This window comes from Bifidobacterium sp. ESL0728 (assembly GCF_029392015.1).
In the GTDB taxonomy this organism is placed as follows: Bacteria; Actinomycetota; Actinomycetes; order Actinomycetales; family Bifidobacteriaceae; genus Bifidobacterium.
Genome location: NZ_CP113925.1, coordinates 1,139,005 through 1,163,993, shown reverse-complemented (window position 1 = coordinate 1,163,993; position 24,989 = coordinate 1,139,005). Strand labels below are relative to the sequence as shown.

At 56.0% G+C, this 24,989-nt stretch carries 21 protein-coding genes; 9 read left to right on the top strand and 12 right to left on the bottom strand.

Annotation, left to right across the window (positions count from 1 at the left end):
* Positions 1 to 35 precede the first annotated feature (35 nt).
* Positions 36 to 1,220, bottom strand: coding sequence for a chorismate synthase (gene aroC / locus OZX67_RS04480; RefSeq protein ID WP_277144595.1), 1,185 nt, complete (start codon positions 1,218 to 1,220; stop codon positions 36 to 38).
* Positions 1,221 to 1,311: 91 nt separating this feature from the next.
* On the opposite strand from aroC, the gene OZX67_RS04475 reads away from it, so the two are divergent.
* Positions 1,312 to 1,794 carry a prepilin peptidase gene (locus OZX67_RS04475; RefSeq protein WP_277144593.1) on the top strand — a complete coding sequence of 161 codons (483 nt, stop codon included), beginning with the start codon at positions 1,312 to 1,314 and terminating at the stop codon, positions 1,792 to 1,794.
* Between the two features lie 598 nt (positions 1,795 to 2,392).
* Here the strand turns inward: OZX67_RS04475 and mltG are convergent.
* The 6 genes from mltG to OZX67_RS04445 all read right to left on the bottom strand — a co-directional run bounded on the left by mltG (position 2,393) and on the right by OZX67_RS04445 (position 8,386).
* A complete protein-coding gene (gene mltG, locus OZX67_RS04470) occupies positions 2,393 to 3,574 on the bottom strand; it encodes an endolytic transglycosylase MltG (protein WP_277144591.1) in 1,182 nt (393 codons plus the stop codon).
* 24 nt (positions 3,575 to 3,598) lie between these two features.
* Positions 3,599 to 4,054, bottom strand: a complete 456-nt coding sequence (gene ruvX / locus OZX67_RS04465) for a Holliday junction resolvase RuvX (RefSeq protein ID WP_277144589.1) — start codon at positions 4,052 to 4,054, stop codon at positions 3,599 to 3,601.
* 9 nt (positions 4,055 to 4,063) lie between these two features.
* On the bottom strand, positions 4,064 to 6,745 hold the full coding sequence (gene alaS / locus OZX67_RS04460) for an alanine--tRNA ligase (protein WP_277144587.1): 2,682 nt from the start codon (positions 6,743 to 6,745) through the stop codon (positions 4,064 to 4,066).
* Between the two features lie 214 nt (positions 6,746 to 6,959).
* Positions 6,960 to 7,196, bottom strand: a complete 237-nt coding sequence (locus tag OZX67_RS04455) for a hypothetical protein (protein ID WP_277144585.1) — start codon at positions 7,194 to 7,196, stop codon at positions 6,960 to 6,962.
* Between the two features lie 2 nt (positions 7,197 to 7,198).
* Positions 7,199 to 7,624 (bottom strand): DUF948 domain-containing protein, encoded by a 426-nt coding sequence (locus OZX67_RS04450; protein WP_277144583.1) that lies wholly within the window; start codon positions 7,622 to 7,624, stop codon positions 7,199 to 7,201.
* 87 nt (positions 7,625 to 7,711) lie between these two features.
* Positions 7,712 to 8,386, bottom strand: coding sequence for a histidine phosphatase family protein (locus tag OZX67_RS04445; RefSeq protein WP_277144919.1), 675 nt, complete (start codon positions 8,384 to 8,386; stop codon positions 7,712 to 7,714).
* Positions 8,387 to 8,758: 372 nt separating this feature from the next.
* Here OZX67_RS04445 and trpX (OZX67_RS04440) point away from each other — a divergent pair, with 372 nt between their 5' ends.
* The 5 genes from trpX (OZX67_RS04440) (at position 8,759) to OZX67_RS04420 (ending at position 13,503) form a co-directional block, all read left to right on the top strand.
* Positions 8,759 to 9,820, top strand: coding sequence for a tryptophan ABC transporter substrate-binding protein (gene trpX, locus OZX67_RS04440; protein WP_277144581.1), 1,062 nt, complete (start codon positions 8,759 to 8,761; stop codon positions 9,818 to 9,820).
* Positions 9,821 to 9,914: 94 nt separating this feature from the next.
* On the top strand, positions 9,915 to 10,979 hold the full coding sequence (gene trpX / locus OZX67_RS04435; protein WP_277144579.1) for a tryptophan ABC transporter substrate-binding protein: 1,065 nt from the start codon (positions 9,915 to 9,917) through the stop codon (positions 10,977 to 10,979).
* Positions 10,976 to 11,899: an ABC transporter permease gene (locus OZX67_RS04430; RefSeq protein ID WP_277144577.1), complete on the top strand. Its 924-nt coding sequence runs from the start codon at positions 10,976 to 10,978 to the stop codon at positions 11,897 to 11,899. The genes trpX (OZX67_RS04435) and OZX67_RS04430 overlap by 4 nt, the downstream gene beginning before the upstream one ends.
* Positions 11,896 to 12,750 (top strand): ATP-binding cassette domain-containing protein, encoded by an 855-nt coding sequence (locus OZX67_RS04425; protein WP_277144574.1) that lies wholly within the window; start codon positions 11,896 to 11,898, stop codon positions 12,748 to 12,750. Before OZX67_RS04430 ends, OZX67_RS04425 begins: the two co-directional genes overlap by 4 nt.
* Before the next feature lie 363 nt (positions 12,751 to 13,113).
* Positions 13,114 to 13,503, top strand: coding sequence for a phage holin family protein (locus OZX67_RS04420; protein WP_277144572.1), 390 nt, complete (start codon positions 13,114 to 13,116; stop codon positions 13,501 to 13,503).
* Between the two features lie 163 nt (positions 13,504 to 13,666).
* Here the strand turns inward: OZX67_RS04420 and rpsD are convergent, their stop codons facing one another.
* Positions 13,667 to 14,293 carry a 30S ribosomal protein S4 gene (gene rpsD, locus OZX67_RS04415; protein ID WP_277144570.1) on the bottom strand — a complete coding sequence of 209 codons (627 nt, stop codon included), beginning with the start codon at positions 14,291 to 14,293 and terminating at the stop codon, positions 13,667 to 13,669.
* 395 nt (positions 14,294 to 14,688) lie between these two features.
* A complete protein-coding gene (locus OZX67_RS04410; protein WP_277144567.1) occupies positions 14,689 to 17,460 on the bottom strand; it encodes a UvrD-helicase domain-containing protein in 2,772 nt (923 codons plus the stop codon).
* Positions 17,461 to 17,941: 481 nt separating this feature from the next.
* Between OZX67_RS04410 and OZX67_RS04405 the strand changes: the two genes are divergently transcribed.
* Both OZX67_RS04405 and OZX67_RS04400 read left to right on the top strand, forming a co-directional pair.
* On the top strand, positions 17,942 to 18,520 hold the full coding sequence (locus OZX67_RS04405; RefSeq protein ID WP_277144565.1) for a xanthine phosphoribosyltransferase: 579 nt from the start codon (positions 17,942 to 17,944) through the stop codon (positions 18,518 to 18,520).
* 295 nt (positions 18,521 to 18,815) lie between these two features.
* Entirely contained in the window at positions 18,816 to 20,489 is a 1,674-nt protein-coding gene (locus tag OZX67_RS04400) for a nucleobase:cation symporter-2 family protein (RefSeq protein ID WP_277144564.1), read from the top strand.
* 315 nt (positions 20,490 to 20,804) lie between these two features.
* On the opposite strand, the gene OZX67_RS04395 is transcribed toward OZX67_RS04400, so the two are convergent.
* Positions 20,805 to 21,977: an ArgE/DapE family deacylase gene (locus OZX67_RS04395; protein ID WP_277144561.1), complete on the bottom strand. Its 1,173-nt coding sequence runs from the start codon at positions 21,975 to 21,977 to the stop codon at positions 20,805 to 20,807.
* 191 nt (positions 21,978 to 22,168) lie between these two features.
* On the opposite strand from OZX67_RS04395, the gene OZX67_RS04390 reads away from it, so the two are divergent.
* Positions 22,169 to 22,513: a hypothetical protein gene (locus OZX67_RS04390; protein WP_277144559.1), complete on the top strand. Its 345-nt coding sequence runs from the start codon at positions 22,169 to 22,171 to the stop codon at positions 22,511 to 22,513.
* A gap of 145 nt (positions 22,514 to 22,658) precedes the next feature.
* On the opposite strand, the gene OZX67_RS04385 is transcribed toward OZX67_RS04390, so the two are convergent.
* A complete protein-coding gene (locus OZX67_RS04385) occupies positions 22,659 to 23,507 on the bottom strand; it encodes an aldo/keto reductase (protein ID WP_277144557.1) in 849 nt (282 codons plus the stop codon).
* 39 nt (positions 23,508 to 23,546) lie between these two features.
* Positions 23,547 to 24,746: an MFS transporter gene (locus OZX67_RS04380; protein ID WP_277144555.1), complete on the bottom strand. Its 1,200-nt coding sequence runs from the start codon at positions 24,744 to 24,746 to the stop codon at positions 23,547 to 23,549.
* Between the last annotated feature and the right edge of the window lie 243 nt (positions 24,747 to 24,989).

Here is a 24,989-nt window from a genome sequence, read left to right as displayed (position 1 = left end):
AAAACCAAACACGACACCTCATAATGAAGCGCCAATCAGCGCATATGCTCAGGCCACGAATCAAGATAATTCTGAGCATTACGACGCGTCTCCTCAACGCTGTCGCCGCCAAATTTCTCAAGGACTAACTTGGCAAGCGTCAGGCGCACCATGGCCTCGGCGACCACGGAAGCCGCCGGCACCGCGGTGGTGTCCGAACGCTGGTTGATGGCCTTGGCCTCCTCACCGGTGGCCACATCCACCGTACGCAACGCACGCGGAATGGAAGGTATTGGCTTCATCGCAGCGCGTACGCGAATCGGCTGCCCGTCGGACATGCCGCCTTCGGTGCCGCCGGAACGGTTGGAATAGCGCTGGATATGACCGTTATCGTCGACGAACATCTCATCGTGAGCCTCGGAGCCGAATCGGTCGGCCTCGAGGAATCCGTCACCGACCTCGACGCCTTTCATGGCCTGGATTCCCATCAGTGCGCCAGCCAACGCCGCATCAAGCCTGCGGTCGCTTTCCACGTACGTGCCCAATCCGGCAGGCACACCATAGGCGATGACCTCCACCACGCCACCGAGTGTATCAGCGCGGGACTTGGCCTCATCAACCTTGGCCATCATGCGTTTCTCGGCATCCTTGTCAAGCGTGCGCACCGGCGAAGCATCAAGCGCCTCAACGTCCGCCGGCGTTGGAAGCGTACTGATATCGGCCTTTTCACCACCTAAAGAAACAACGTGGGCAACGGTGCGAATACCTACCGACTGCTCCAGGAATTTCGCGGCCACCTCACCCAAAGCCACACGTGAAGCCGTTTCGCGAGCACTGGAACGTTCAAGCGCGTTGCGGGCATCGTCAAAACCGTACTTGCGCATACCGGTCAGATCGGCATGGCCCGGGCGAGGACGGGTCAACGGCTCGTTGCGTCCGGTCGGTGGCAGTTCGTGGTCAAGCGGATCGGCGCTCATGACCTCGGTCCATTTCGGCCATTCGGTGTTGGCGATTTCAATGGTCACCGGCGACCCCAACGTCTTACCGTGACGAACACCGGTCAAAAGACGCACCTTATCCTCTTCGAACTTCATGCGTGCGCCACGTCCATATCCCAGACGCCGCCGAGCCAGCGCGTCCACGACATCCTGCGAGCACACTTCTACGCCGGCCGGAAGGCCCTCAATCATCGCGACCAACGCCTCACCGTGCGACTCCCCTGCCGTCTGCCAACGCAACATGCTTAACTCCTTGCCGAATCTTGACGAATACCTTGAAAAAACCTTGATTTTTCCGCTTTTTCGCGCTTTCCATTCGTCAATTAATGGGTTTATGAACTATCTTACCGATATGGCCTACATTGCTGCACTCCCGAGTCTGATCTGCGGACTGGCGCTTGTCGTCGAAGACATCCGCCGTTTTCGCGTGCCCCGAACCTGGGTGACACTCGGAGTGTTGGCCCAGTTTGCAGTCTTTCTTGCGTTTTCCATCATCGAACGCAATCCCGCCAAAGTCCTGTTCCCCCTCGGATATGCAGCACTGTCAGCCGCCATCCAGTTTCTGCTCTCGCGCCTAAAGCCGGGAGCCCTAGGCTTCGGCGACGTCACCGCATCGTTCCTGGCAGGTCTCGCCGTAGGCTCGTTCGGCCTGATGTCCTACCTCTATTGGTGGCTGCTCATGAGCACTATAGGCCTACTCTGGATCCACCTCTACCCAAAGTTCGTCGAAACCTCATCCACCAACCCTCACAAAGCCCCGTTCGTCCCCGTAATTGTAACTTCCGCCATCATTGCAACTTTTCTAGGTGCTTTATAGTTGAGTTCGTTCCATTTTTATCTGTTCAGTTACGTTACGTAGCTGGTCGCGGATTGGCGGAATATGTAATGCTTCGGAACCCTTACTGGCTGAGCCGTTAAGCGTGAAGCCCAGTGGGCTTCACGTAGGCGAAGTGAGCGCGATACGCGAGCGCGAAGGCAAAATCTTTGATTTTGCATAGGCCAAGCTTTACTCCTCAGCATCACATATCCCGCCAATCCGCTTATGTTGGTTTGTTATCTTACGAAATGTAGCAAAAACGCTTGCTTTTAAATGTTACATAAGCAGGTTTGGCGGGATATACAATGTTCTGAACACTCAAGACCGTTCGGCCAAGTTTACGCCAGGATATCGCATATCCCGCCAAACCCGCTTATGTTGCGTATAAAAATATTCTTAGATTTCGTAGGATTCCCAGCTTGCATGAGTGGATTTGGGGGAATATACAATGCTTCGGCACCCTCAAGGCCGGTAGGCCAAGCTTTACGCCTCAGCATCGCATATTCCCCCAAATCCGCGACCAACCACGTAAAGTGACCTAACAAGGCAACTAAACCACAAAAATAACCAATAAATAATATTAAATAATAAATAAAACTCAGTTGGCGCCGGGGTTTTGGGACTTGTATTCCTGGCGGATTTGGTTGAATTCGTCTTGCGTGGCGACGAACTTGGTTTCGCCGGTCTGCAGGTTCGTGGTGACGAAATAAAGCCAATTGCCGGGCGTCGGGTCCATGGCGGCCTTGATGGCCTCGTCTCCGGGCGAACTGATAGGCGTTGGCGGCAGACCCTTGTTGATACGGGTGTTGTACGGATCAGCGGCGTTGTTGAGCATCGCATTGGTGAGCTGGCTCGGCTTGGCGTTGGCTCCATAAGCGACGGTGGAATCCATGCCCAGCGCCATGCCCTGATTGAGCCGGTTGACGATGACGCGCACGACCTTGCCATAGTATTCGGGGCGATTCACTTCGGATTCGGCGATGGAAGCCATGTTGAGGATGGTTTCCCGCTGCGCTCCTGCTGGCACCTTCAAATCGTTGAGTTTGGCCACACGCTTATCAACGATTGATTTCAGGATTGAAGTCGCAGTGCTGCCCTTTTTCTTGACGTCGTAGATGCCCGGTTCAAGCCAGCCTTCGAATTTGCCGCCGGCTTCGGCAGGGAGAATGCCTTGCCCACCACCGTTGACGATTGCATCAAACTGGGATTTATCGATTCCGGAAAGCTGCGCTGCCTGCGCTATGACGTCCGAGCTGCGCTCTCCGGCTTTGACTTCCAGGAAACCGGTGGCCTTAGTCCTATCGGAGAGGATTTTCACAGCATTCATAGAAGACATGTGCTTTTTGAGCTGGTACATTCCCGGATACAAGGTGCTATTGTTGGCAGCCACCGTACTTGCGAATGTATCCGCGTTCTTGACCACGCCGGCCTTGACCAAATGTGTGGCAATGGAGGCGACACCTTCTCCGGTTTCGACGGTAAACCAGACCTTGCCGGTCCCCGGCCCTTGATAATCGGTTGACACCTCTTGCGAATGATTGGCATTGGACATGTGGGTGAGCGCTCTTACACCGAAGTATCCACCACAACCCACAATCAGCACGATAACCGCGACAATGGCCGCAATGGTCATTTGACGACGGCGCTGTTGCTGCTTGCGCAGACGCATTTCATGGCGAGACTTCGGAGGCTTCTGTGGCTGGGCATCAGAAGAAGAGCCGGTGGAGTCATCCACCCATTCGGCTTTCGTGTCGAAAAGCTCGTTGAAGTCTTCTGGCATGAATTCCCCTCTGCTTTCGCATTGTCAGTGATGTGTATCCAAAGCCGACTGGAGGATAACAACCGCCGACTGCTGATCGACCACCGGCCTGTGATTTCTGCTCTGAACGCTGGCTTGACTCAGCTGGTGGTGCGCGCTCACGGTGGTGAGACGCTCGTCCTGGAGTACTATTTGCGGAACCTTGTCTATTTTATAATCCTCGCTCTGGACGGCTGTTGCAAGACGTTTGGCGAGATTTGCAGCCCAGCGTTTGGCTTTTTTGGCGCTTTTCCCCGCTTCCCCACTCAGCAATAAAGGTAGGCCGATGACGACCTTATCGATATCGGTATGGTCATCGATAAAATCCACCACTTCATCCAAGGCGCGGAAGGAATCACCGTTGGCCTGGATATTGCCTTCCGGGTGCGCGAAAGAGAGCTCAGGGTCGCTTAACGCCAAACCGACCCTGGCATCTCCCAAATCAACACCCAGCCATGTCATGTGAAGATTTCAGTCTTTGCGTACGGCCTGGCGCAAGGCTTTCAGCGCTTCGTCGATCTTGGAGGCCTCGGCTCCGCCGCCCTGGGCAAAGTCCGGCTTGCCGCCGCCACCGCCGCCGAGTACCTTGGAGGCGACGCGGACGAGATCACCGGCCTTGAAACCGGCCTTGCGTGCATCGTCGTTCGTGGCCACAGCGACCATCGGCTTGCCTTGTTCGTTGACACCGGAAAGCGCGATGACTGCGGATTTCTTGTCGCCGATCTTGGCGCGGATGTCCATCACGGTCTTGCGCAACGCATCGAATGACCCGAAATGGCCGACGTTGGAGGCCACCAGCTCCACCGGGACATCGCCGTCGGCTTCAGCCTGTGCGATCAACGCTGGCACCGCGGCCTCAAGCTGGGATTCGTAAAGCGAATTGAGACGCTGGTCTGCTTCCTTGACCTTGTTTTCGAGGGCGAGCACGCGGTCGCGCAGCTCTTCGGGACGGACCTTGAGCTCATCGGCCAGGCCGGAGACGGTCTTGTGCTGTTTGTCGTTGAATTCGTAGGCCTTCTTGCCCATGAACGCCTCGATACGGCGAACACCGGAACCAACGGAAGACTCGGAAGTAATGACGAATTCGCCGATCTTGCCGGTGGCATCGAGGTGGGTGCCGCCACAAAGCTCACGGCTCCACGCGTCCTCGCCAATGGTCACCACTCGCACGCGGTCGCCGTACTTTTCACCGAAGAGATGCATGGATCCGAGCTCAAGCGCCTTCTTGTAATCCATTTCCACCATGGTGACCGGTAGGTCGTCGCAAGCGCGTTGCACCACACGGGCCTCGACCTTGTCGATTTCCTCGCGGGTCATGGCGGTGGGCCACTGGAAGTCGAAGTGGAGATAATCCGGGGCTACGAGCGAACCACGCTGGGTGGCCTGCTCGCCGAGCACCTCGCGCAGGGCCTTGTGCAGCATGTGGGTGGCTGTGTGGGAACGGGCCAAGCCACGGCGGCGCTCCTCATCAATGGTCGCATTGACCTTTTCGCCGACGCTCAGCTTGCCTTCGGTAAGGCGGCAGCTTTGCACAATCAAATCCTTGATGGGCTTCTGCACGTCATCGACCTCGAGCACGGCACCGTCATCGGAGATCATTTCGCCTTCGTCGGCCAGCTGGCCACCCTGCTCCGCATAGAACGGGGTGCGGTCGAGTACAATCTCGACGTTGGCCGGGCCTTCGACGCTCTCAACGCTTCCCTTGCCTTCAACGAAAATGCCGAGAATGGTGGAACGGCTGGAATGGTCTTTGTAACCGAGGAATTCGATGGGTTTCTTGAGCGTCTTCTTGAAGTCGTCGTAGACGCTGACGTCCACGTTGTGGCGCTTCTTCAATGCGTCGGCGCGGGCGCGGGACTTCTGCTCGTCCATCAGGGCTTCAAAGCCTTTATCGTCGACCTTGACGCCTTGTTCACCGGCCATTTCACGTGTTAACTCGATTGGGAAGCCGTATGTGTCGTGCAATGTGAAGGCGTCCTTGCCGGAGACCTCATCGTTGCCTGACTTCTTGGCCTTCTTGACGGCCGTATCAAGAATGGTCGTGCCGTTCTCGAGGGTGCGACGGAACGCATCCTCTTCGCCGTAGGCGGCTTCGGAAACATCGTGGAACGTCTCGTTGAGCTCCGGATAGCTGGGCACCATCGCGTCCTTGGAAACAGGGAAAAGCGTGGGCAGCACGGGCTCGTTGACACCGAGCATCTTCATCGAGCGGACGGTGCGGCGCAGCAGACGGCGCAGCACGTAGCCGCGGCCGACGTTGCTCGGGCGCACCCCGTCGCTCATGATCATCAAAGCACTACGCACGTGGTCGGCCACGACGCGGAAGCGAACGTCGGATTCCTGATCCTCGCCGTACTTGTGGCCGGAAATCTTCTCGGCGGCTTCGATGACGGGATAGATTTCATCGGTTTCATAAATGTTCTGCTTGCCTTGCAGCAGGTAGGCCACGCGCTCGAGGCCGGCACCGGTATCGATGTTCTTGTGCTCGAGCTCCCCGACGATGTGCAGGTCGGTCTTGGACTTGACGTTGTCGACGGCGTAGTTTTCGAAGACCAGATCCCAGATCTCGATGTAGCGGTTGTCGTCGGCGCTGGGGCCGCCTTCCTTGCCGTACTTCGGGCCGCGGTCGACGTAGATCTCGGAGCAAGGGCCGCCGGGGCCGGGGCCACCGGTGGTCCAGAAGTTGTCTTCCATGCCGAGGATTTCCATGTGTTCGGGGTCCATACCCTCGTTGATCCACAGGGAGCGCGCCTCGTCGTCATCGGTGTATGTGGTGACCCACAGGGTCTCGGGGTCAAAGCCCAGACCACCCTTGCTCTGCGGCGTGGTCAGCAGATCCCATGCGTAGTGGATGGCTTCGGCTTTGAAATAGTCGCCAAAGGAGAAGTTGCCGAGCATTTGGAAGAAGGTGCCGTGACGGGTGGTCTTGCCGACTTCGTCGATGTCGAGGGTGCGCACGCACTTCTGGTTGGAGGTCACACGCTTGCTCGGCGGCGTCTGCTCGCCCAAAAGATAGGGAATGAACGGCACCATGCCGGCGATGGTGAACAGAGTCGTCGGGTTCGGCGAAATCAACGATGCTGAGGGAAGGACCAAATGACCCTGCTTCTCGAAATAGGTTTGGAACCGGCTGGCGATTTCAGAGGTGCGCATACTTGCTGCTGCTCCTTGCTTCATTCGCAACGAAACTGTTGCGATTCTACTTATCACATTAAATTAAAAAACTTGACGATAAGGAATCATGATTCGATTCCCTATTATCCTGAAGTTTATTTCTGGCGAATATTATGTATCATCCTAAACCTGCAAAATCCTGACACCTACTGGCGATTGGCAGGTCCGCGATCAACTTCACCAAGCCACGCAACTAAGCGAGCTTGTCGGCATATTGCGCATTCAGTTCCTGCTCGCGTGCAAGGCGCGTGGTATTGAACTCGTCGAAGAGCCCTCGCAGGGAACGTTGCATGACGTGGTCCTGATCGGGACCAAGGACGAACTGACGGGCCTTGTCCGGGGTGTTGGCACGTACGTAGGCTTCAGCCTTCGAGACGGCGACCACACCGACGACCACACCAAGCGATACCCAAAAAATCCGTTTGACCATCGTTACTTTTTGCCGCCTTTCGCCTTGGCTGTCGGAACCTTGGCCTTATCCATGTCGCCTGAAGAGGCCGCACCTTTCTGGTGCATGAAACTTTGGGCGGTGGATTTCAGGGCATAGAAGGACGATGCCAGCTTGATGACCGGCTTGCCCAGGAACGAGCCGTAAAGATCGGTCAAAGCGCCGATGTTGCCTGCCGTGGTCGAAGCGGCAGAGGAGATCTTATTGACGTCCTCAAGCGATTTGTTGACCTGGCGGACCGTGGTCACGCCTTCATCCAGCGCCGGGATGGCGTGGTCGCCGGAATCCTTGACGGTCTGCGCGAGCTGGTCGAACAGCTTGCCCAGCCTGATGAGCGGATAGATCAGGAATCCCGCCAGCACAGCGAAGGCTATGGCGGCGATAAGCCCTGCGATGTCCCCAATACTCATGTAAGCCTCTTTCCAATAAAGTCCCTCGACGGTTCAGCCATAATAAAACACAAGATTACCCAACGCCAACGACGCTGAAAAGAGAAATCACTGATTATATGCGACAACGGTCACCGCGGATTCGATCGGCTTGCTGGTGTCGAAATCCAGCGTGGTGACGCTGCCGTTCGCCGGTCGTTCGGAAAGGTCATATCCAGGCCCGGCGAAGCGGTGCATCAGGCTTAGGAGCGTGTTGCCGTGCGAAATCTGAAGTACGTCGTCACCGTCCTTGAGCGCTGGGTTTGCGGCAATCAAGGCAAACCCGCCTTCGATGCGTTTCCAGTATTCTTCATCGCTTTCGGCGTCATGGAACGGATCGGCTTCTTTCAGGAAGTCCCTGGTTCCTTTGAGACCATATTGCTCGACAATCTGGTTGTATGTCTTGGCACCGTGCGGCGCACCGGCCGCCCACCATGCCATATTCATATCCTGACCCTCGAAATAGCCATAAAATTGCTCACGAAAATGCATGTCGGCGACCAGCTTGGGGCGCGCGTGGCCATTCTCTTCGTTGATGTCGAGGATTCGCGCGGCGGTCTGTTCGGCACGCGTGGTGTCGGAGCAATAGGCAGCTGCGAAGTCGAAATCCTTGAGTTTCGCCCCGGCCTTGTCGGCGTCGGCGATGCCGGAATCGGTCAACGGTGAATTCGACCAGCCCTGCAAGCGATTGTAACGATTGAAATAGGTCTGCCCATGGCGGACCAGATGAAGATGCAACAACATGGCTCCATTATCGCACAGCGTCATGTCTCATTATATGAACGACGGTTTTGCCGTTTTCCATGTATCCCTCTATCTTTGAAAGCAGTTTTGAAAATGCATTGAAAGGAGCGGTCGCTATGATTTCGACATCACGACTCCCGTTGCATTTCGTTTGGCGTGGCTGGCGTAGCTAACACAAGTAGTTAGCAACCCAGAATTTAATATTGTGCCTTCGCCAGGGCATCATTTGTTTTTCGCGATTCGTATCATCTTGCGTATCGGAAATTTGAATCATTGTTGCATTGTATTCGGTGATTTTTCGGTATTTTGGATATCGCGGCAATCTCACTTGGCGTGGGCTTAAAAACCAATCGAAAGAGCAATAGGAACGCTATGAGCAACGAAAACCACCAAGCCTCACACGGGCGGGCGTTGACGGCGACCATCATCGTCATCGTCCTTATCCTCGTCGGCGGCTTCACCTACCAACTCGGCAGACGGCATGCGCTGGGAAGCAACAATGCCGCCACGACCTCACAGCACGCATTGAAGCGTGTCGGTATCCTCCAATATGTCAGCCACCCGGCACTGAACCAGATTCATAAAGGCGTGGTCGACGAGCTGGAAAAAGAGGGCTTCATCGACGGCAAGAACATCCAAATCATCGACCAGAACGGGCAGGCCGACCAAAGCAAGCTCGCCACGATGAGCGAACAGCTGGTCAACAAGAAGGCCGACGTGCTGGTCGGCATCGCTACCCCGGCCGCGCAGGCGCTGGCCAACTCCACGAGCACCACGCCAATCGTGCTCGGCGCGGTCACCGATCCGGTCGCCGCAGGGTTGGTTAAGGATATGAAGGCTCCCGGAAAGAACATCACCGGCGTCTCCGACCAGCCACCCGTCGCCTCTGAAATCAAACTTGGCAAGGAATTGATGCCTCAGGCCAAAACCGTAGGCATGCTCTACTCCTCCACTGAAGACAATTCCAAGTCGCAGATCGACACGGCCACCAAGGCCGCCACGAAACTTGGGCTCAAGGTCAAGAAATTCGCGGTACCTTCCAGCAACGAAATCGCCCAGACCGTGCAAGTGATGAGCGGACAGGTCGATTTCATCTACATTCCGCTCGACAACACCATCGCCAACGCCATGCCCACTGTCACCGAAGAGGCCAACAAGCAGAACAAGCCGGTCATCACCTCGGTGGACACCATGGTCACACAGGGCGGGCTCGCCACCATCGGCGTGAACCAATACCAGCTCGGGATCCAGACCGGCAAGATGGCCGCAAATATCCTCAAAGGCAAAAGCAAACCGGCCACCACACCCGTTTACACCTTCTCCACCGGCGACACCATCATCAACAAGGATCAGGTACAACGGCTCGGCATCAATGTGCCTGAGAAACTGATGAAGAACGCCAAGCTCGTCACCACCGATGTCGGAAAGAAGTAGATGAGAAGCGCATAGCTGACATAAATCGATAACAATCATTATTATCGCTACCTCTTAGATACAACCAAACCTTAAAAGATCAGAGAAAAATACCATGTCCGAAAAAGAACATCGTTCACCAAGCACACTGGTAACCGCAGCGGTTACGGCGGTGGCCGTGGTCGTCGTCGGTGTCGCCATGTATTTCGTAGGCGAACACAGCGTGAAAAGCGCCGCGACCAACACGGCCTCGACCGCCCAAACGCAGAAAGTCAAGAAGGTCGGCATCCTGCAGACCATGAGCCATCCCGCGCTCGACCAGATCCATCAAGGCGTGATCGACGGCCTCAAAAAGGGCGGCTACGTCGAAGGCAAGAACCTCGAAGTCACCAGCATGAACGGCGAAGGCGACCAGAGCAAACTTGCCACGATGAGCCAGCAGCTGGTCAACAAGAAGCCCGATGCCCTGTGCGGCATCGCCACCGGCGCCACGCAGGCGCTGGCCAACACCACCAAGGACATCCCGATCATGCTCGGCGCGGTCACCGACCCGGTCGCCGCGGGCGTGGTCAAGGACCTCAAGCACCCCGGCGGCAACATCACGGGCGTCTCCAACGTTCCGCCGCTCAAAGCGCAGCTTGAACTGGCCAAAAAGCTCCTGCCGAAGGCGAAGTCAGTCGGCTTCCTCTATAACTCCGACGAGATCAACGCGAAATCGCAGGTCGAACACGCCGACGCCATCGCCAAGAAGATGGGATTGCAGACCAAGCGTTTCGCCGTACCGACCAGCAACGAAATCGCGCAGACCGTGCAGATCATGAGCGACCAGGTCGACTTCATCTTCATTCCCAACGACAACGCCATCGCCAACGCCATGCCCACCGTGACCCAAGAGGCCAACAAGAAGCACGAACCGGTCATCGTGGCCGCCGACACCATGGTCAAGCAGGGCGCCGTCGCCACCATCGCACCGAGCCAGTACGACTTCGGGTTGAAAACCGGGGAGATGATGGCCGACGTGCTGAGCGGCAAAACCAAGACCGCGACCACGCCCGTCTACGTCTTCAACGGCGGCGACGTCTATATCAACAAGAAGGAAGCGGACCTCAACGGCATCACCGTACCTGACTCGGTGATGAAGAACGCGAAGGTCATCGGAGAGGAAGGCAGCAACAAATGATTATCTCATCAATCGGCCAGGGCATGCTCTGGAGCATGCTCGGCCTCGGCATCTTCATGACCTACCGTATCCTGGGCTTCCCCGATATGACCACGGAAGGTTCGTTCCCGCTGGGAGGCGCGGTGTGCGTCGCGGCGATCACCATGGGCGTCAACCCGTTCCTCGCCACTCTGCTCGGCGTCTTGGCCGGCATGTGCGCGGGACTGGTGACCGGACTGCTCTATACGAAAGGCAAGATCCCCGTGGTTCTCGCCGGCATTCTGGTGATGTCCGCGCTGAATTCCGTGATGCTCTTCGTGATGAAATCACCGAACCTCTCCCTGCTGAACCTGCCGAAGATCCAGGACGTTTTCCGCCCGCTGAACCTGCCGGAAAACTATGACACCGTCTTTATCGGTCTGTTGGCCGTCACCATCGTCATCGGCCTGATGTCGCTGTTCTTCAACACTGAATTCGGCCAGGCCTACATCGCCACCGGCGACAACGAATCGATGGCGAAATCGCTCGGCATCCACACCGAACGCATGACCAACGTCGGTCTCATGCTTTCCAACGGGCTGATCGCTCTTTCCGGCGCGCTCATCTCCCAGCACGACGGCTACGCCGACGTGAGCAAAGGCGTAGGCACCATCGTCATCGGCCTCTCCTCCATCATCATCGGCGAGGTCCTCTTCGGCGAGCTTTCCTTCTTCCAGCGTATGCTCGCCACCGTGGTCGGCAGCATCATCTACCAGCTCCTGATTCTCTTGGTCATCCGCTTGGGCTTCGACACCACGTATCTGAAGTTCTTCTCGGCCGTCGTACTCTCGCTGTGCATGCTCATTCCGCAATTCAAGCGGGCATTGCACCTGACCACAGGATTCGAGAAATATTTCAAGAAGGATGACGTTGCGGTATCCAATGGAAAGGCGAACGCATGAAAGACGAGACCTTGACAAAACCAAATGAAAACGATGCCACGTTGACCGCCAGCGAAGCTGAGGAACAAAGCGTTACCAATCCCGCCGATATCCGTCTCGCGGTCGAGCACTGCTCGGTGCGGGTCGACAACGGAATGGACGACACCAAGGAAATCCTGACTGATGCCAACCTTGCGGTGAAACCCGGAGACTTCATCACCGTACTCGGTGGCAACGGCGCAGGCAAAAGCACCCTGTTCAACGTCATCGCCGGCGGCATCCACCCCACCATGGGGCGTGTGCTGATGAACGGCGAAGACGTCACCTCGACCTCGCAGGTGACCCGTGCCAAATATATCGCCCGCGTCTTCCAGGATCCGAAGATGGGTACCGCACCGCGTATGACCGTCGCCGAAAACCTGCTGCTTGCCACCCGTCGCGGCCAGCACCGTCGCTTCAAGATGCGCGAAATGGCCGCAAACCATGACCGATTCTATGAGCTTTGCAAGGGCATCGGCAACGGGCTTGAGGAACATTTGAACACCCCCGCCGGCAACCTTTCCGGTGGCCAGCGCCAAGCGTTGAGCCTGATCATGGCCACCATCACCAAGCCGGACCTGCTGCTGCTCGACGAGCACACCGCAGCCCTCGACCCGAAGACATCCAAACAGCTCATGGCCATCACCGCAAGCACCATCAACGAGCAAAACCTGACGTGCCTGATGATCACGCATCGCCTCGATGACGCCCTCAAATACGGCAACCGCCTCATCGTGCTGCAAAAGGGCCAGATCGTCCGCGACCTGAACGCCGAGGAGAAGAAGAAACTGACGATGAGCGATCTGCTCGAATTCTTCGAGGACGGGTTCTAAAGAGTCAAAACCATCACTATCGAAATCGGCCTGTTGAATAATCGTTCATAACCGATAACAAGCATCTGAACGTCAATTCATAGGCCGATTTTATATCTGGTTCATCCTATTGTTCGTTATTTCGATTCACTTCGCAATGCATACAAACACGAAGTCTGACAGGTGATTGATGCACCCTCACGCGGCTCTATGACTTCATTACAGAGAGGGAAAACCTTACGAAACGCTTACTCCCGTAAAGCATGACAGCCAATAAAAAGTCTGCTCCCTGACATTTAGCTGCGATTCAACCTACGGCGAACCCCTTGAAAATATTCTGAAAACAGTAGTCTTCCGACGCTCCTTCTTTGCCATACTGGTTACATGACACGATTTTTGACGCGCTGGATCATCCTCACCATCGCCGCAGCCGCCATGGTGCTGCTCATCCCCAGCATGCAGCCAATCGGCACTCCCCCGATTCTCGGCATCGCCGTGTTCGCGCTGTTTCTGGCGCTGGTCAACGCCGTCATCAAACCAATCCTCAACTGGGTGACGCAGATTTTCGCGTTGCCGTTTTCCATCATGTCGCTGGGCTTGATTTCCATCATTCTGCTGTTGGTGGTCAACTGGCTATGCATGCGCCTGGCCTCATGGCTTGCAGTATCGCTTTTCGGCGTAGGCGTTTATATTTCCGGCTTCTTCGCCTCGATCATCGGCACCATCATCATGTCAATCGTCTCCGCCATCGTCGATGCCATTATCGGCGAGTGAGTAACCGAAAGGTATACGACTCTCATTCAGAAAATGTTTGAGTTACGGTCCTTCCGATAACCGAATCGCTGCAATTATTCAAATAAGACAACGCCAAGGGCCCTGTGAGCTTGAAACTCACAGGGCCCTTGCGGTATGTCCTAAAAGGAATGGGATTCAGAAATCAGCGAGCGTAGAACTCGACGACATACTGAATGTTGACCTCGACCGGAATCTCTTTGGTTTCCGGCTTGCGGGTGAGAGTCGCCTTGAGCGAGGCGAGGTTGACGTCCAGGTATCCGGGGACGGCGGGCAGCACATCGCGGTGCACGCCTTCAGCGGCGATCTGGAAGGGAACCATGGTCTGGCTCTTCGGCTTGACCTGAATGGTCTGGCCGGGCTTGACGCGGTAGGACGGACGGTCCACCACGTTGCCGTCGACCATGATGTGACGGTGCACGACATACTGGCGTGCCTGGGCGGTCGTGCGGGCGAAGCCTGCGCGAAGCACCAGGGCGTCGAGACGGGTCTCGAGATCGACGAGCATTGCATCGCCGGTCTGGCCCTTGGTGTGGGTGCCCTTTTCATAAGCTGCACGAAGCTGCTTCTCGGAGACGCCGTACTGGGCGCGCAGACGCTGCTTCTCACGCAGACGAACCGCGTAATCGGATTCGGTGCGGCGACGCGTGCGGCCATGCTCACCAGGAGCGTACGGACGCTTCTCGAAGATGCGCTGAGCCTTAGGGGTCAGTGCGATGCCGAGGGCACGCGAAAGGCGCACCTGACGGCGAGAACGCTGAATGTTGGTCATTCTGTTGTTCCTTTGTATTCTGTCGTTATCTGAACGGAACGCGGAATCATACGAAACCGCGCTGAGCCGGGCCTCTCCAGTGCTTCAAGGCGCCAAGCGCCAACGACATCATCACCTTCGTGAGGAAACCGCCGACCCACTGATGGGCTAAGACTCCAGATAATGCCCGCCTTATGGCAGACACAAGCTTTTATTTTACTCTCAGACTGTGGACGAGGCTCACATTTTCCCGGACCTGACAGAAAATGTGAGCCTCAATCGAACATTCGTCGATAGTGGAATTGCCATAACCGTTGGAACATCAACGTTTCATGACCCTCTGTATATCGGCAATATTCATTTGGCTCATATTTTTTATTTGCGTTGAAAAATGCGAGTCTCACTATTATCGATATCTACAGCTTCTCAATCGGAGCCACGCGGAGCATCAGGCGCTTGACTCCGTCGGAGCCGAAATCGACCGTGATGATCGAGTTGCGGCCTTTATCTTGAGTGTCGACGACCGTACCCAAGCCGTACTGGTCGTGGGTAATCTTGTCGCCGATGCTGAAATCGGAGATGTCGAGCTTATTGTCTTTTTTAAGACTTGAAGCCGGCACCGAACGTGAAGCCGATTTTGGAGCAGTACGGCGCGTAGTCACTTTGCCGCCACGAGTGCGAGAGCCAGAACCATACGAGGTCGAACCATAGCCGGAATGCGAGCCGTACGAGGAACTGCCGGAAGAATGGGAACTATAACCCGAACGTGATGAAGAACTGCGGTAGCTGGAACCCGAACCATATAAGGAGTGAGAACCGGAGCGCGAACCGGTAGAAGAACCGGAACGAGAACCATACGAAGAACCAGAACCATACGAGGATGAGCCATAGCCCGAATGCGAGCCATATCCTGAACGTCTCGAACCGTAACCGGAACGGCCGGAGCCACGTGAACCGCCGTAAGAAGATGAACCCGAACCGCCGAAGGTGGAACCGGACGAGAAACCATCGTCATCTTCCCAGCCGCCGAATTCGTCATCGAAATCGCTATCGCCACCGCCCGAACTCCAGCCGGAACGCATGCGTTCGACGCCGGCCTCGCGGCGTTTCCATTCAATCAGTTCGTCGGGAATCTCGTCGAGGAACTGGCTGGGCATCATGTCGTTGGCCTGCCCCCACTGCGAGCGCACTGCTGCGCGAGTGACGTAAAGCCGTTGCTTGGCACGTGTGATACCCACATAGGCGAGACGTCGTTCCTCCGAAAGCTCCTGCTCGTCCTCAAGCGAACGCGAATGCGGGAACGTGCCCTGCTCCATGCCGGTGAGGAACACGACGGGATATTCCAATCCCTTGGCCGTGTGCAGCGTCATCAGTGTGACCTTGCCCGAGTCCTCCCCCTCGCCGGGCAGCTGGTCGGAATCGGCCACCAACGCCGTGGTCTCCAGAAATCCGGAAAGCGTGGCGTCCGGTGTCTTCTGCTCGAATTCGGCGGCCACGGACTGCAACTGCGAAAGGTTCTCGACGCGCGATTCGTCTTGCGGATCGGTGGAACGCTGGAGTTCTTCGAGCAGCTTGGATTCGCTGAGCACTTGCGCGACAATCTCAGAAGGCTTGGAATCGTGATCGGCGGCGAATTGCATCAGACCACGCATCAGGTCACGGAACTCGCCGAGCTTGGTTCGTGTGCGTGTGGGCAGGTCGGGAATCTCGTCCATATGGTCGATGCCACCCCAGAACGGCACATCGTGCGCCTCGGCATAAGCCGCGACCATGGATTCAGCCCGTGCGCCGAGCCCACGCTTTGGTGTGTTCATGATGCGGCGCATGTTGACGCTGTCGGCCGGATTGGTGATGGCCTGCAGGTAGGCGATGGCGTCCTTGACCTCGCGGCGTTCGTAGAATTTCGTGCCGCCGACGAGCTGGTAAGGAATACCGGCGTTAATCAGCGCTTCCTCAAGCGCGCGGGACTGCGCGTTGGCGCGGTACATGATGGCGATATCGGAATAGCGGTACCCGTTTTCGCTTTTGAGGTTGGCGATCTCGTTGGCGATCCAGCCGCCTTCCTGCTGCGCGTTATCAGCGGCATAGCCGATGATCGGGTCGCCCTTGCCAAGCGACGTCCAAAGTTTCTTGGGCTTGCGTCCGGTGTTCTTGGAAATCACGGCATTAGCGGCATCGAGAATGGTCTGTGTCGAACGGTAGTTCTGCTCCAGCATGATGGTCAGCGCACCCGGAAAGTCCTTCTCGAAATCCTGGATATTGCTGATATCCGCACCACGGAATGCATAGATGGACTGGTCGGAATCACCCACGACGGTGACCCACGCCGGACCTTCGCGCCCCGCTGTCGGCTGGTTCGGAACCGCCGAGCCCATAGCCGGACGATTGGGGTCGTCGATACCGGAAAGTTCTCGTACCAGCTGATACTGGGCGTGGTTGGTGTCCTGGTATTCGTCGACCAGGATGTAACGGAACTTGTGGTGGTAGTAATCCGCGACTTCGGGATGGTCGTGCAACAGCTCTACCGTTCGCACGATCAGATCGTCGAAATCGACGGCGTTGGCGGCTGCGAGACGATGCTGATATTCGGCGTAGACCACGGCATACAATGCCTCGGCATTATCATAACGACCCAGCTGATAGCCCTGCTGACCAGGCGTGTAATCTGGTGCGTAGGTCCTGAGCAGTTCCTTCCAGCCGACCAGCTTGTTCTTGTAATCGGAAATCTGACCAAGGATTGCTCGCGGCGTATAGCGCTTCAAATCGACGTTGAGGCTGGTACCGATAAGCTTGATCAGTCGCTGGCTGTCGGCGGTGTCATAGATGGAAAAACCGGAGTTGAGACCGATGACTTTACCGTCACGCCGCAAAATGCGCACGCAGGCGGAGTGGAACGTTGAAATCCACATATGCTCCGCGACCGGACCGATCAGTGCCTCCAGACGTTCGCGCATCTCGGCGGCGGCCTTGTTGGTGAAGGTGATGGCCAGAATCTGGCTGGGCCAAGCCCCGAACTGCGAAAGAATCCACGCCACGCGGCGGGTTAGCACACGAGTCTTGCCTGATCCGGCTCCTGCACCGATGAGCAGTGCCGGACCGCGATATTGCACCGCCTTCGCCTGTTGCTCGTTCAGGTCACCGACCAGTTCCTCGGCGCTTCGTGCAATCAAATCCGGATCCTGTGCCACACCTGTTCCCTTCGAAAAGCCGTTTCGCGAGCGCCTTCAATATCGGCTCGCCCTCCTGCCATAGGACTTCATTTCTATCACACTCGCTGGTCTTGGAAACATGAATCATGAATGAGCAGCAACTAATAATTATCGATAAAAACAACTCAATAATTACCTTGTCTGCCAGTTTTATCCCACCAAAACTTTCCGCTTCTGCCAGTTTTACCATAGCAAAGCACTAATTTGCGGCGATTTTCCATCTGATGACAGTCACCGGCGAAATCAGAAACCGCGCATCAACTGAAACCAATCAGGTCCGTCTTACTCCGGCTTTCCGAACAGGCCTTCAACACCATCTTCCAAAGCAATATCGGCTATCAACAACAGCACATTCGAATTCGACCGTCGTTAGTCACCTCCAGTGATTATGCTCATAGACCATATATGCGTTGCGAGGGGCATCGCTTGAACGACCTACCGACGGAAACGAGAGGATGATATGAAGGAACTTGAAGACAGGATTCGTCGGGACGGAACCGTCAAGCCGGGAGATGTGCTCAAAGTCGATGCCTTCTTGAACCACCAGTGCGACGTGACGCTTTTCGACCACATGGGCGCCGAATGGGCCCGTATTTTTGCCGGCAAGAAAATCGACAAGATCCTGACCATCGAGGCCAGCGGCATCGGCATCGCCTGTATCGCCGCCCAGCATTTCGGCAATGTACCGGTCGTTTTCGCAAAAAAGACCCAGTCCATCAACCTCGACGGCGACCAATACACCGCACGCGTCTATTCCTACACCAAGCAGAAGGAGTTCCCGGTAATCGTTTCCAAGCGCTTCCTGACCAAAGGCGAGCACGTTCTTTTGATTGATGATTTCCTCGCCAACGGCAAGGCGATGCACGGACTCATCGATATCTGCAACGAAGCGGGCGTGGTCATCGAAGGTATCGGCATCGCGATTGAAAAAGGTTTCCAGCGTGGCGGCAAGGAGCTGCGAGACGCTGGCTACAACGTCGCTTCACTTGCCATCGTCAAGTCGATGGACGGCGACAAAGGCACCATCGAATTCGCCTAGGTTTTGCGATTTGTAGTCTCAACCAGTATTTTCTTACAGCGGCCTGTTCGGAATATAAGTTTCCGACGGTCGCTTTTCGTTTCCGATCACACGTTTCGCACCATTTTTCTTGTCCGTTTCGAAACTGGATTGTTTATTAATATTTTTTGGTATTGGGCACGCCATGCCGTGCCGGACCACACTGTGCCACATCACACCGATTTCGGGAAACGCTCTGAAAACCAGACTGCCCACTGGCGGGCGTACACTTTTGAACTGTCAGCACTATCTCAATTTCATCAGGAAAAGAGACCCTTTGAGCACTGATCAGCACGGCAACCATAATGAAGCCGAATCATCGAATATCAATCCAGCAAAAGACGAAAGCGAAGCTGCGCCCAAAACGTCAACGGCTTCATCAGCTGCACAAGCCGCATCACCCATGCAGAACTCTCAGGTTCCATCTGCTTCATCCAACACGCAGACTGCATCGGCAACACAGGCTTCGTCGTCTTCTTCGACCGAGAAGCTCGCAGCGGCCACACGAGCTGATTCCAATCAAAAATCGGCTTCAAGCCTGGCCCCTCATCTGCCATGGCGCAAACGTAATGCAACAGCAACCGACGATTCTGCAACGTCCAGGCCCAGCACACAAGAGGCGCTGACCAGCCTCGACGGCAAGATCTCGTTCTGGCGCGGCGTCCCCTTCGGCCTGCAGCATGTCATGGCCATGTTCGTCGCCAACCTCGCCCCGATCTTCCTGGTGACGGCCGCCGCGCATTTGACACCGGCACAATCCGCGATGATCATCCAGAACGGCCTACTGGTAGCCGGTCTCGGCACCTGCCTGCAGCTCTATCCGCTTTGGCGCGTCGGCAGCCGACTGCCCATGGTCACCGGCATCTCGTTCACCTACGTCGCAGCGGCCACCGCCATCGTGGGCAAACAAGGCTATGGGGCGCTTGTCGGAGCCGTCATCGTAGGCGGCCTACTTGAGCTGATACTCGGCTTGACCGCACAATTCTGGAAAAAATACGTGCCGCCGATCGTTTCCGCGATTGTAGTGACTTCGATTGGCTTCTCGCTGCTTTCCACTGGTGCTTCCTCGTTCGGCGGGGGCGCGGGGGCAAAGGACTTCGGCAGTTGGCAGAACCTCACGCTGGGCCTCATCTCGTTGGTCGCCTGCCTTGCCTTCCAGCTTTTGATGAAAGGCACCGTCAAGCAACTTTCTATTCTCTTCGGCCTGGTCGTGGGTTATATCGTCGCCATCTTCTTCGGCAAGGTCGATTTCTCCGGCTTCCAGCATCTGCAGGTCGTCAGCGTTCCCCATTTCATGCCGTTTACCCCGACGTTCGACGCCGGTTCCATCATCTCATTCGCCTTGCTGTATATGGTTTCCTCCGTTGAGGTTTTGGGCGACACAGCGGCGCTTTCGAAGGTCGGGCTGAACCGCCTGCCCACCGACAAGGAGACTTCGGGAGCCATCGCCGGAGACGGCCTAATCTCTACGATTTCCGGACTGTTCGGCTGCCTGCCGTTGACCTCGTTCGCCCAGAACATCGGCTTGGTCGCGGTCACCAAGGTCGTCAACCGCAAAGTCATTCTTTCCGGCGGACTGATTCTTATCCTTGCCAGCTTTGTGCCGGTTGTGGCACAGCTGTTCAATTCCATGCCGCAGGCGGTGCTCGGCGGCTGCACGATCATGATGTTCGGCAACATCATCCTCTCCGGCTTCCAGATGATCGCCGAAGCGGGCTTCAGCCAACGCAACACCACCATCGCAGCGCTTTCGCTCACGATCGGCATCGGCTTCACGCAGGTCGGCGGCATCTTCGCCCAGTTCCCGCAGCTTTTCCAGTCGATTTTCGCCACCAACTGCATCGCGGTCTCGTTCGTGGTCGCGGTGATCTTGAACGCCGTGCTCCCCAGCGAAGAACATTTCCTGGTCAATACACACGCAAATTCCGAAGACGAAAACACGTCCGAATGAACGATGCGTCTTGTCCGGCAATACCAACAACTTGACTGCCGGATGAGACTTCAATAGCCGACGTAATTGCGTCTTTTCCAGCAGTAACCATGGTATATCTGCTGGAAAAGACGTAAATAGAACGTTTAAATGCGCTTTTCCCAGCATACGTACCCCAGTTAGTGCTGGAAAAACGCATTGATTCAATGATGACAAACAAAACCGCACAAATAAGGCCGGCAGCCTTACGCATTACGCAAGACTGCCGGCCTTATCCATGTTATTGTGCCACAGACCCACACAAAACATTAAAATTTTGGCGAAAATGCAGCTACATCACTTTTTGATGCCCATGTATTCGTCGATGATGTCTTTATAAATGCCGATGAAGTCGAAATACATCGCCTTCGGAAGGCTCTCGTTGACGCAGTGCATGGTGTCGTTGCCCGGCCCGAACATCACGTAGGCGGTGTCCTTGGGGCTATCAAGCAGCAGAACGCTGCCGTCGGTGCCGCCAGAAGCCCCGAACATCGGAATCTCGGCGGGCTTGCCCTGCTCCTTCAAATGGCGCTCCCCCACGGACTTGACGATGTCGACGAGCTTGGCGTCCTTCGGCCCGATCACCGGGATGATATCCATGCCAACCGTGTAGGAGACGGTCGCCTTGTGGCTCTTGTTGAACTTGGCCACCTCATCGTCCAAAATCGCCAGAATCTCCTTGTTACTGAACTCCGGGATGATTCGGATGTTGATTTCGGCGCTGGCCGATTCGGGGATGGCATTGACCTGCTGGCCGCCGCGGATGACGTCGATGTTGTAGACGGTGTCGCCGAGCTCGGGGTTGCTCTTGCCCGCGGCCGCGGCCTTGATACGCTTGGAAATAACGTCGATGAACTCGAGCAGGTTTTCAACCGCGTTGATGCCAAGGGCAGGAGTCGAGCTGTGTGCAGCCTTGCCCTTCATATCGATGTTGATGTTGAGTTCGCCCTTGGTGGCGTAGACGATGTTGTAGCCGGAAGGTTCGCCGACCAGCAGCGCCTCGACGCCCTTCATGTAGCCCTGGGCCTGCATGGCCGTGGCGCCCGGCATACCGACTTCCTCGCCGGCAGTGACCAGGAAACGCACGGTGCCGTGCATCTGATCTTCGTGCTTCTTCAGGTCAAGCATGGCGAAGACCATGGCGGCAAGTCCGGCTTTCATATCGGTCACGCCGCGCCCGTAAATCAGGTCACCGTCTTCGGTGACCTTGAACGGGTCGGTTTTCCAGCCTTCCTGCTGGGCCGAAACCGTATCCATATGGCCGGTGATGCCGAGAATCGGCTCGCCGTGTCCAAGCTCTGCGACCAGATTGGCGCGGGTCGGGTCCTCTTCAAGCGGAATCACCTTGCAGGGCACGCCAGCCTTATCGAAAATCGCCTTGATTTCATCGGCGACCACCTTCTCATTGCCGTTCTCGGTATGGAATCCGACGAACTTTTTGAGCAGATCCATGGCTTCGTTTTCGTTCATATTGTTTCCTTTCAAAGGTGTCCGATAATTCCGTCTCCATTAAATCACGCTTGCGCGATTGTCATATCAGCAAATGAAAATATCGTTGATAACAGACTAATTTAACATTCATCATAGAAACATCTGTTTTTGGATAAGGGTGTACACTTCATGAGTTGTTGCTTGCCCGAAAAGAAAAGTTGGTGATATTTATGGAAATCGGATCGCTTGCCGAATGGGCCACCGCCGTCGCCGAGACAGCGGCAGTATTGGTCGCGCTGTTCCTTCCTTATTTCGAACGTCGCCGGGAGCATCGCAAAAGCACAAGAAACCTCAAAATCATGTTGCGGGGAATCGTCAAACGCGCGATAGACGACAACGACCCAAAATCCTTGGAGACATTCATCAGCGTCTCGGCGTTCACCGATGCCGGGGAGCGGGATAAAGAGACCATGAACGTCGCTCGTCAGATGCTCGACCTCTTCCACTCCGACAGCAGTGACATCGAGCGACGCAACCGTGAGATCGAGGCGTTGCTTGAAGATATCCGCCCCTAGGTTTTCTTCCAGAGATTCCATGCGGCAGTAAAATGCGGAACGATCGGCGTAGTCGTGACGCCAACCAGAAAGCTGTGATTGCGACAATTAGGATCGCAATCACAGCTTCTTTTAAATTTTCCGAAAGCTTTTCTATCGGAAACGCTCAACGTTGGCTGGGATTGTGGTTGTCCGGATTCGGGTCGGCGAAAGCATTCAACGTAGCCATATCCGCGTCGCTAATGGTGAAATCGACATCTGCGTTGGCTTCGATATGGTCACGATGCGTGGCCTTGGGAAGCGGCAGCACACCGTTTTGCAGACAGAAACGAATCGCCAGTTGGGCGGTGGAGACCCCGTATTTTTCGGCCATCGACCTGAGTTCAGGAGAACCGAGCAACCCGCCGGTGGCAAGCGGCGAATAGGCCTCGATCAGCAGGCCGTGGGATTGTGCGAACGTCCTGTTCCGAGGCTCTGTGGCACCGACGTAATACTGAATCTGGTTGACGGCCGGCGTCACTTTACAGTGATCCAGAATATTTTTGAGGTCGTGGTCGTCAAAGTTCGACACCCCGATGGCGCGGACGAGACCGGAACGATAGATTTTCTCCATTTCGCCCCATACGGCCAGATTCTCCTCATCCATACGCATCGTGCCAGCATGGCTCCATGGCCAAGGCGCATGAATCAGATAAAGGTCGAGCGTGTCGAGCCCGAGATTTTCCATCGTCTCCTCGAAATGAGGCAGGACCCCATCGGCCTCTTTCACTTCGGCCGGCAGCTTCGAGGTCACGAAAATCTCGTCGCGGTTGATTCCGGATTCCCGGATGGCACGTCCTACGCTGCGTTCGTTGCCATACACGTAGGCGGTATCGACGTGGCGATAGCCCGCGTCCAGCGCCATGCGCACCGAATCGTAGGCAACCTGACCGTCAGGAATCTGCCAGGTCCCGAACCCGATCTTCGGGATTTCCACACCGTTGTTGAGTATATAGGTATCAGTAAGAATCGTCATCGTTTCAAGCCTTTCAGGTCGTTTTGAAAGCGTCGGTATTCAGTCTAGCCCCTCATAGATATCACGATGAGCGATGATGACCAGACCGGCCGCGAACATCGTGACGATGACCACAAGGACGATCAGGATAATAGGGATCCAGGTATGCAGCAGACCGTTCAGGGCTCCCAGCGCAACCGGACCGATGGCTGCGAACAAGTAGCCGCCGGACTGTGCCATGCCGGACAGGCGCGCGGTGTCGGCAGCCGAAGTCGTGCGCTTCTGGAAGAAGACGATGCAGATGCTGAACGAAGCCGCCGTCGCAAGGCCCATGCAAACCGCCGAAATCACGTTGAGCGGCAGGTTCGCACCGGGCACGAGAATCCCCAATATCCCTAGTGCGAAGCCTCCCCCGGCAATGCCGTTGACAATGGCCAGGCCATGCTTGCGTTCGGCAATCAGCGGCACCGTCATCGTCAACGGCATACCGCTGAGCTGGAAGAGCGTGGCAAGGTTGCCTGCGGCCACGGCGCTGAAGCCGGCCGCCTGCCATATCGACGGCAGCCAGGTCAGCAAAGAGTAATACAACATCGATTGCATGCCAAAATAAGCCAGAATCACCCAAGCCAGGCGTGAACGCCATGGTGTCCTATCGACAAGCGGACGAGAATCGTTTTCGGCTGTGACGTTCTTGCCGCGATTCGGCCCGGAAAGCCAGATAATCAGCCATACTGCCAAGGCGATCGGCCCCAACACGGCGAACAATCCCATGCTGCTTTTGATACCGATACGAGAAGCGATGATGCCGGAAGTGGCGGTGCCCAAGGACGCGACCAGCACCTGGGCCGTGGTGTACAGCGTGGTTTTGCCGGCGATGCTTTCGGGGAACCGTTCCTTGATGACCGCGGGCAGAAGCACGTTGCCTCCGGCAATGCCAATTCCCAGCGCGGCTGTGCCGATCAGCAGCGCCCAGACCGAAGGAATGATACGCAAATAGCTGCCAATACTCAGAACGGCAAGCGCCATCACCAGGACTTTTTCGCTACCTTGCCTTGCGCCTGCCTTGCCCATCAACGGAGAGGCAAGCGCAAAGGCGAGAAGCGGAATGGTGGTCAAAAGCCCGGCAAGCGAGGTCGGCAAACCGATTTCGGCTTTGAGGTCCGGCAGCAGCGGCGGCATCATGGTAATCGGCATACGCAGGTTCGCCCCGGCCAATATGAGACCCATAATAACCAACCACGTGCGTTTGCGCTTGCTCACCAAAGCTCCTTCCAATATCAAGAAATACGAACACCGCATCCGTAGGCACGGCGAAAAGTGGGTTTGAAACCCGAAAACCCCAGTCTATCAGCGTTTTTCTAATACTGCTATATGATATCCGTCGCATAACGATGACCGAAAGCCTCGATGCCCATTGCGAAACGTACCATGTGGACGTAAACAAATCACATGGCTACCACGAAACACCAACCACACATATCGTAGACGACAAACAAAACGGCG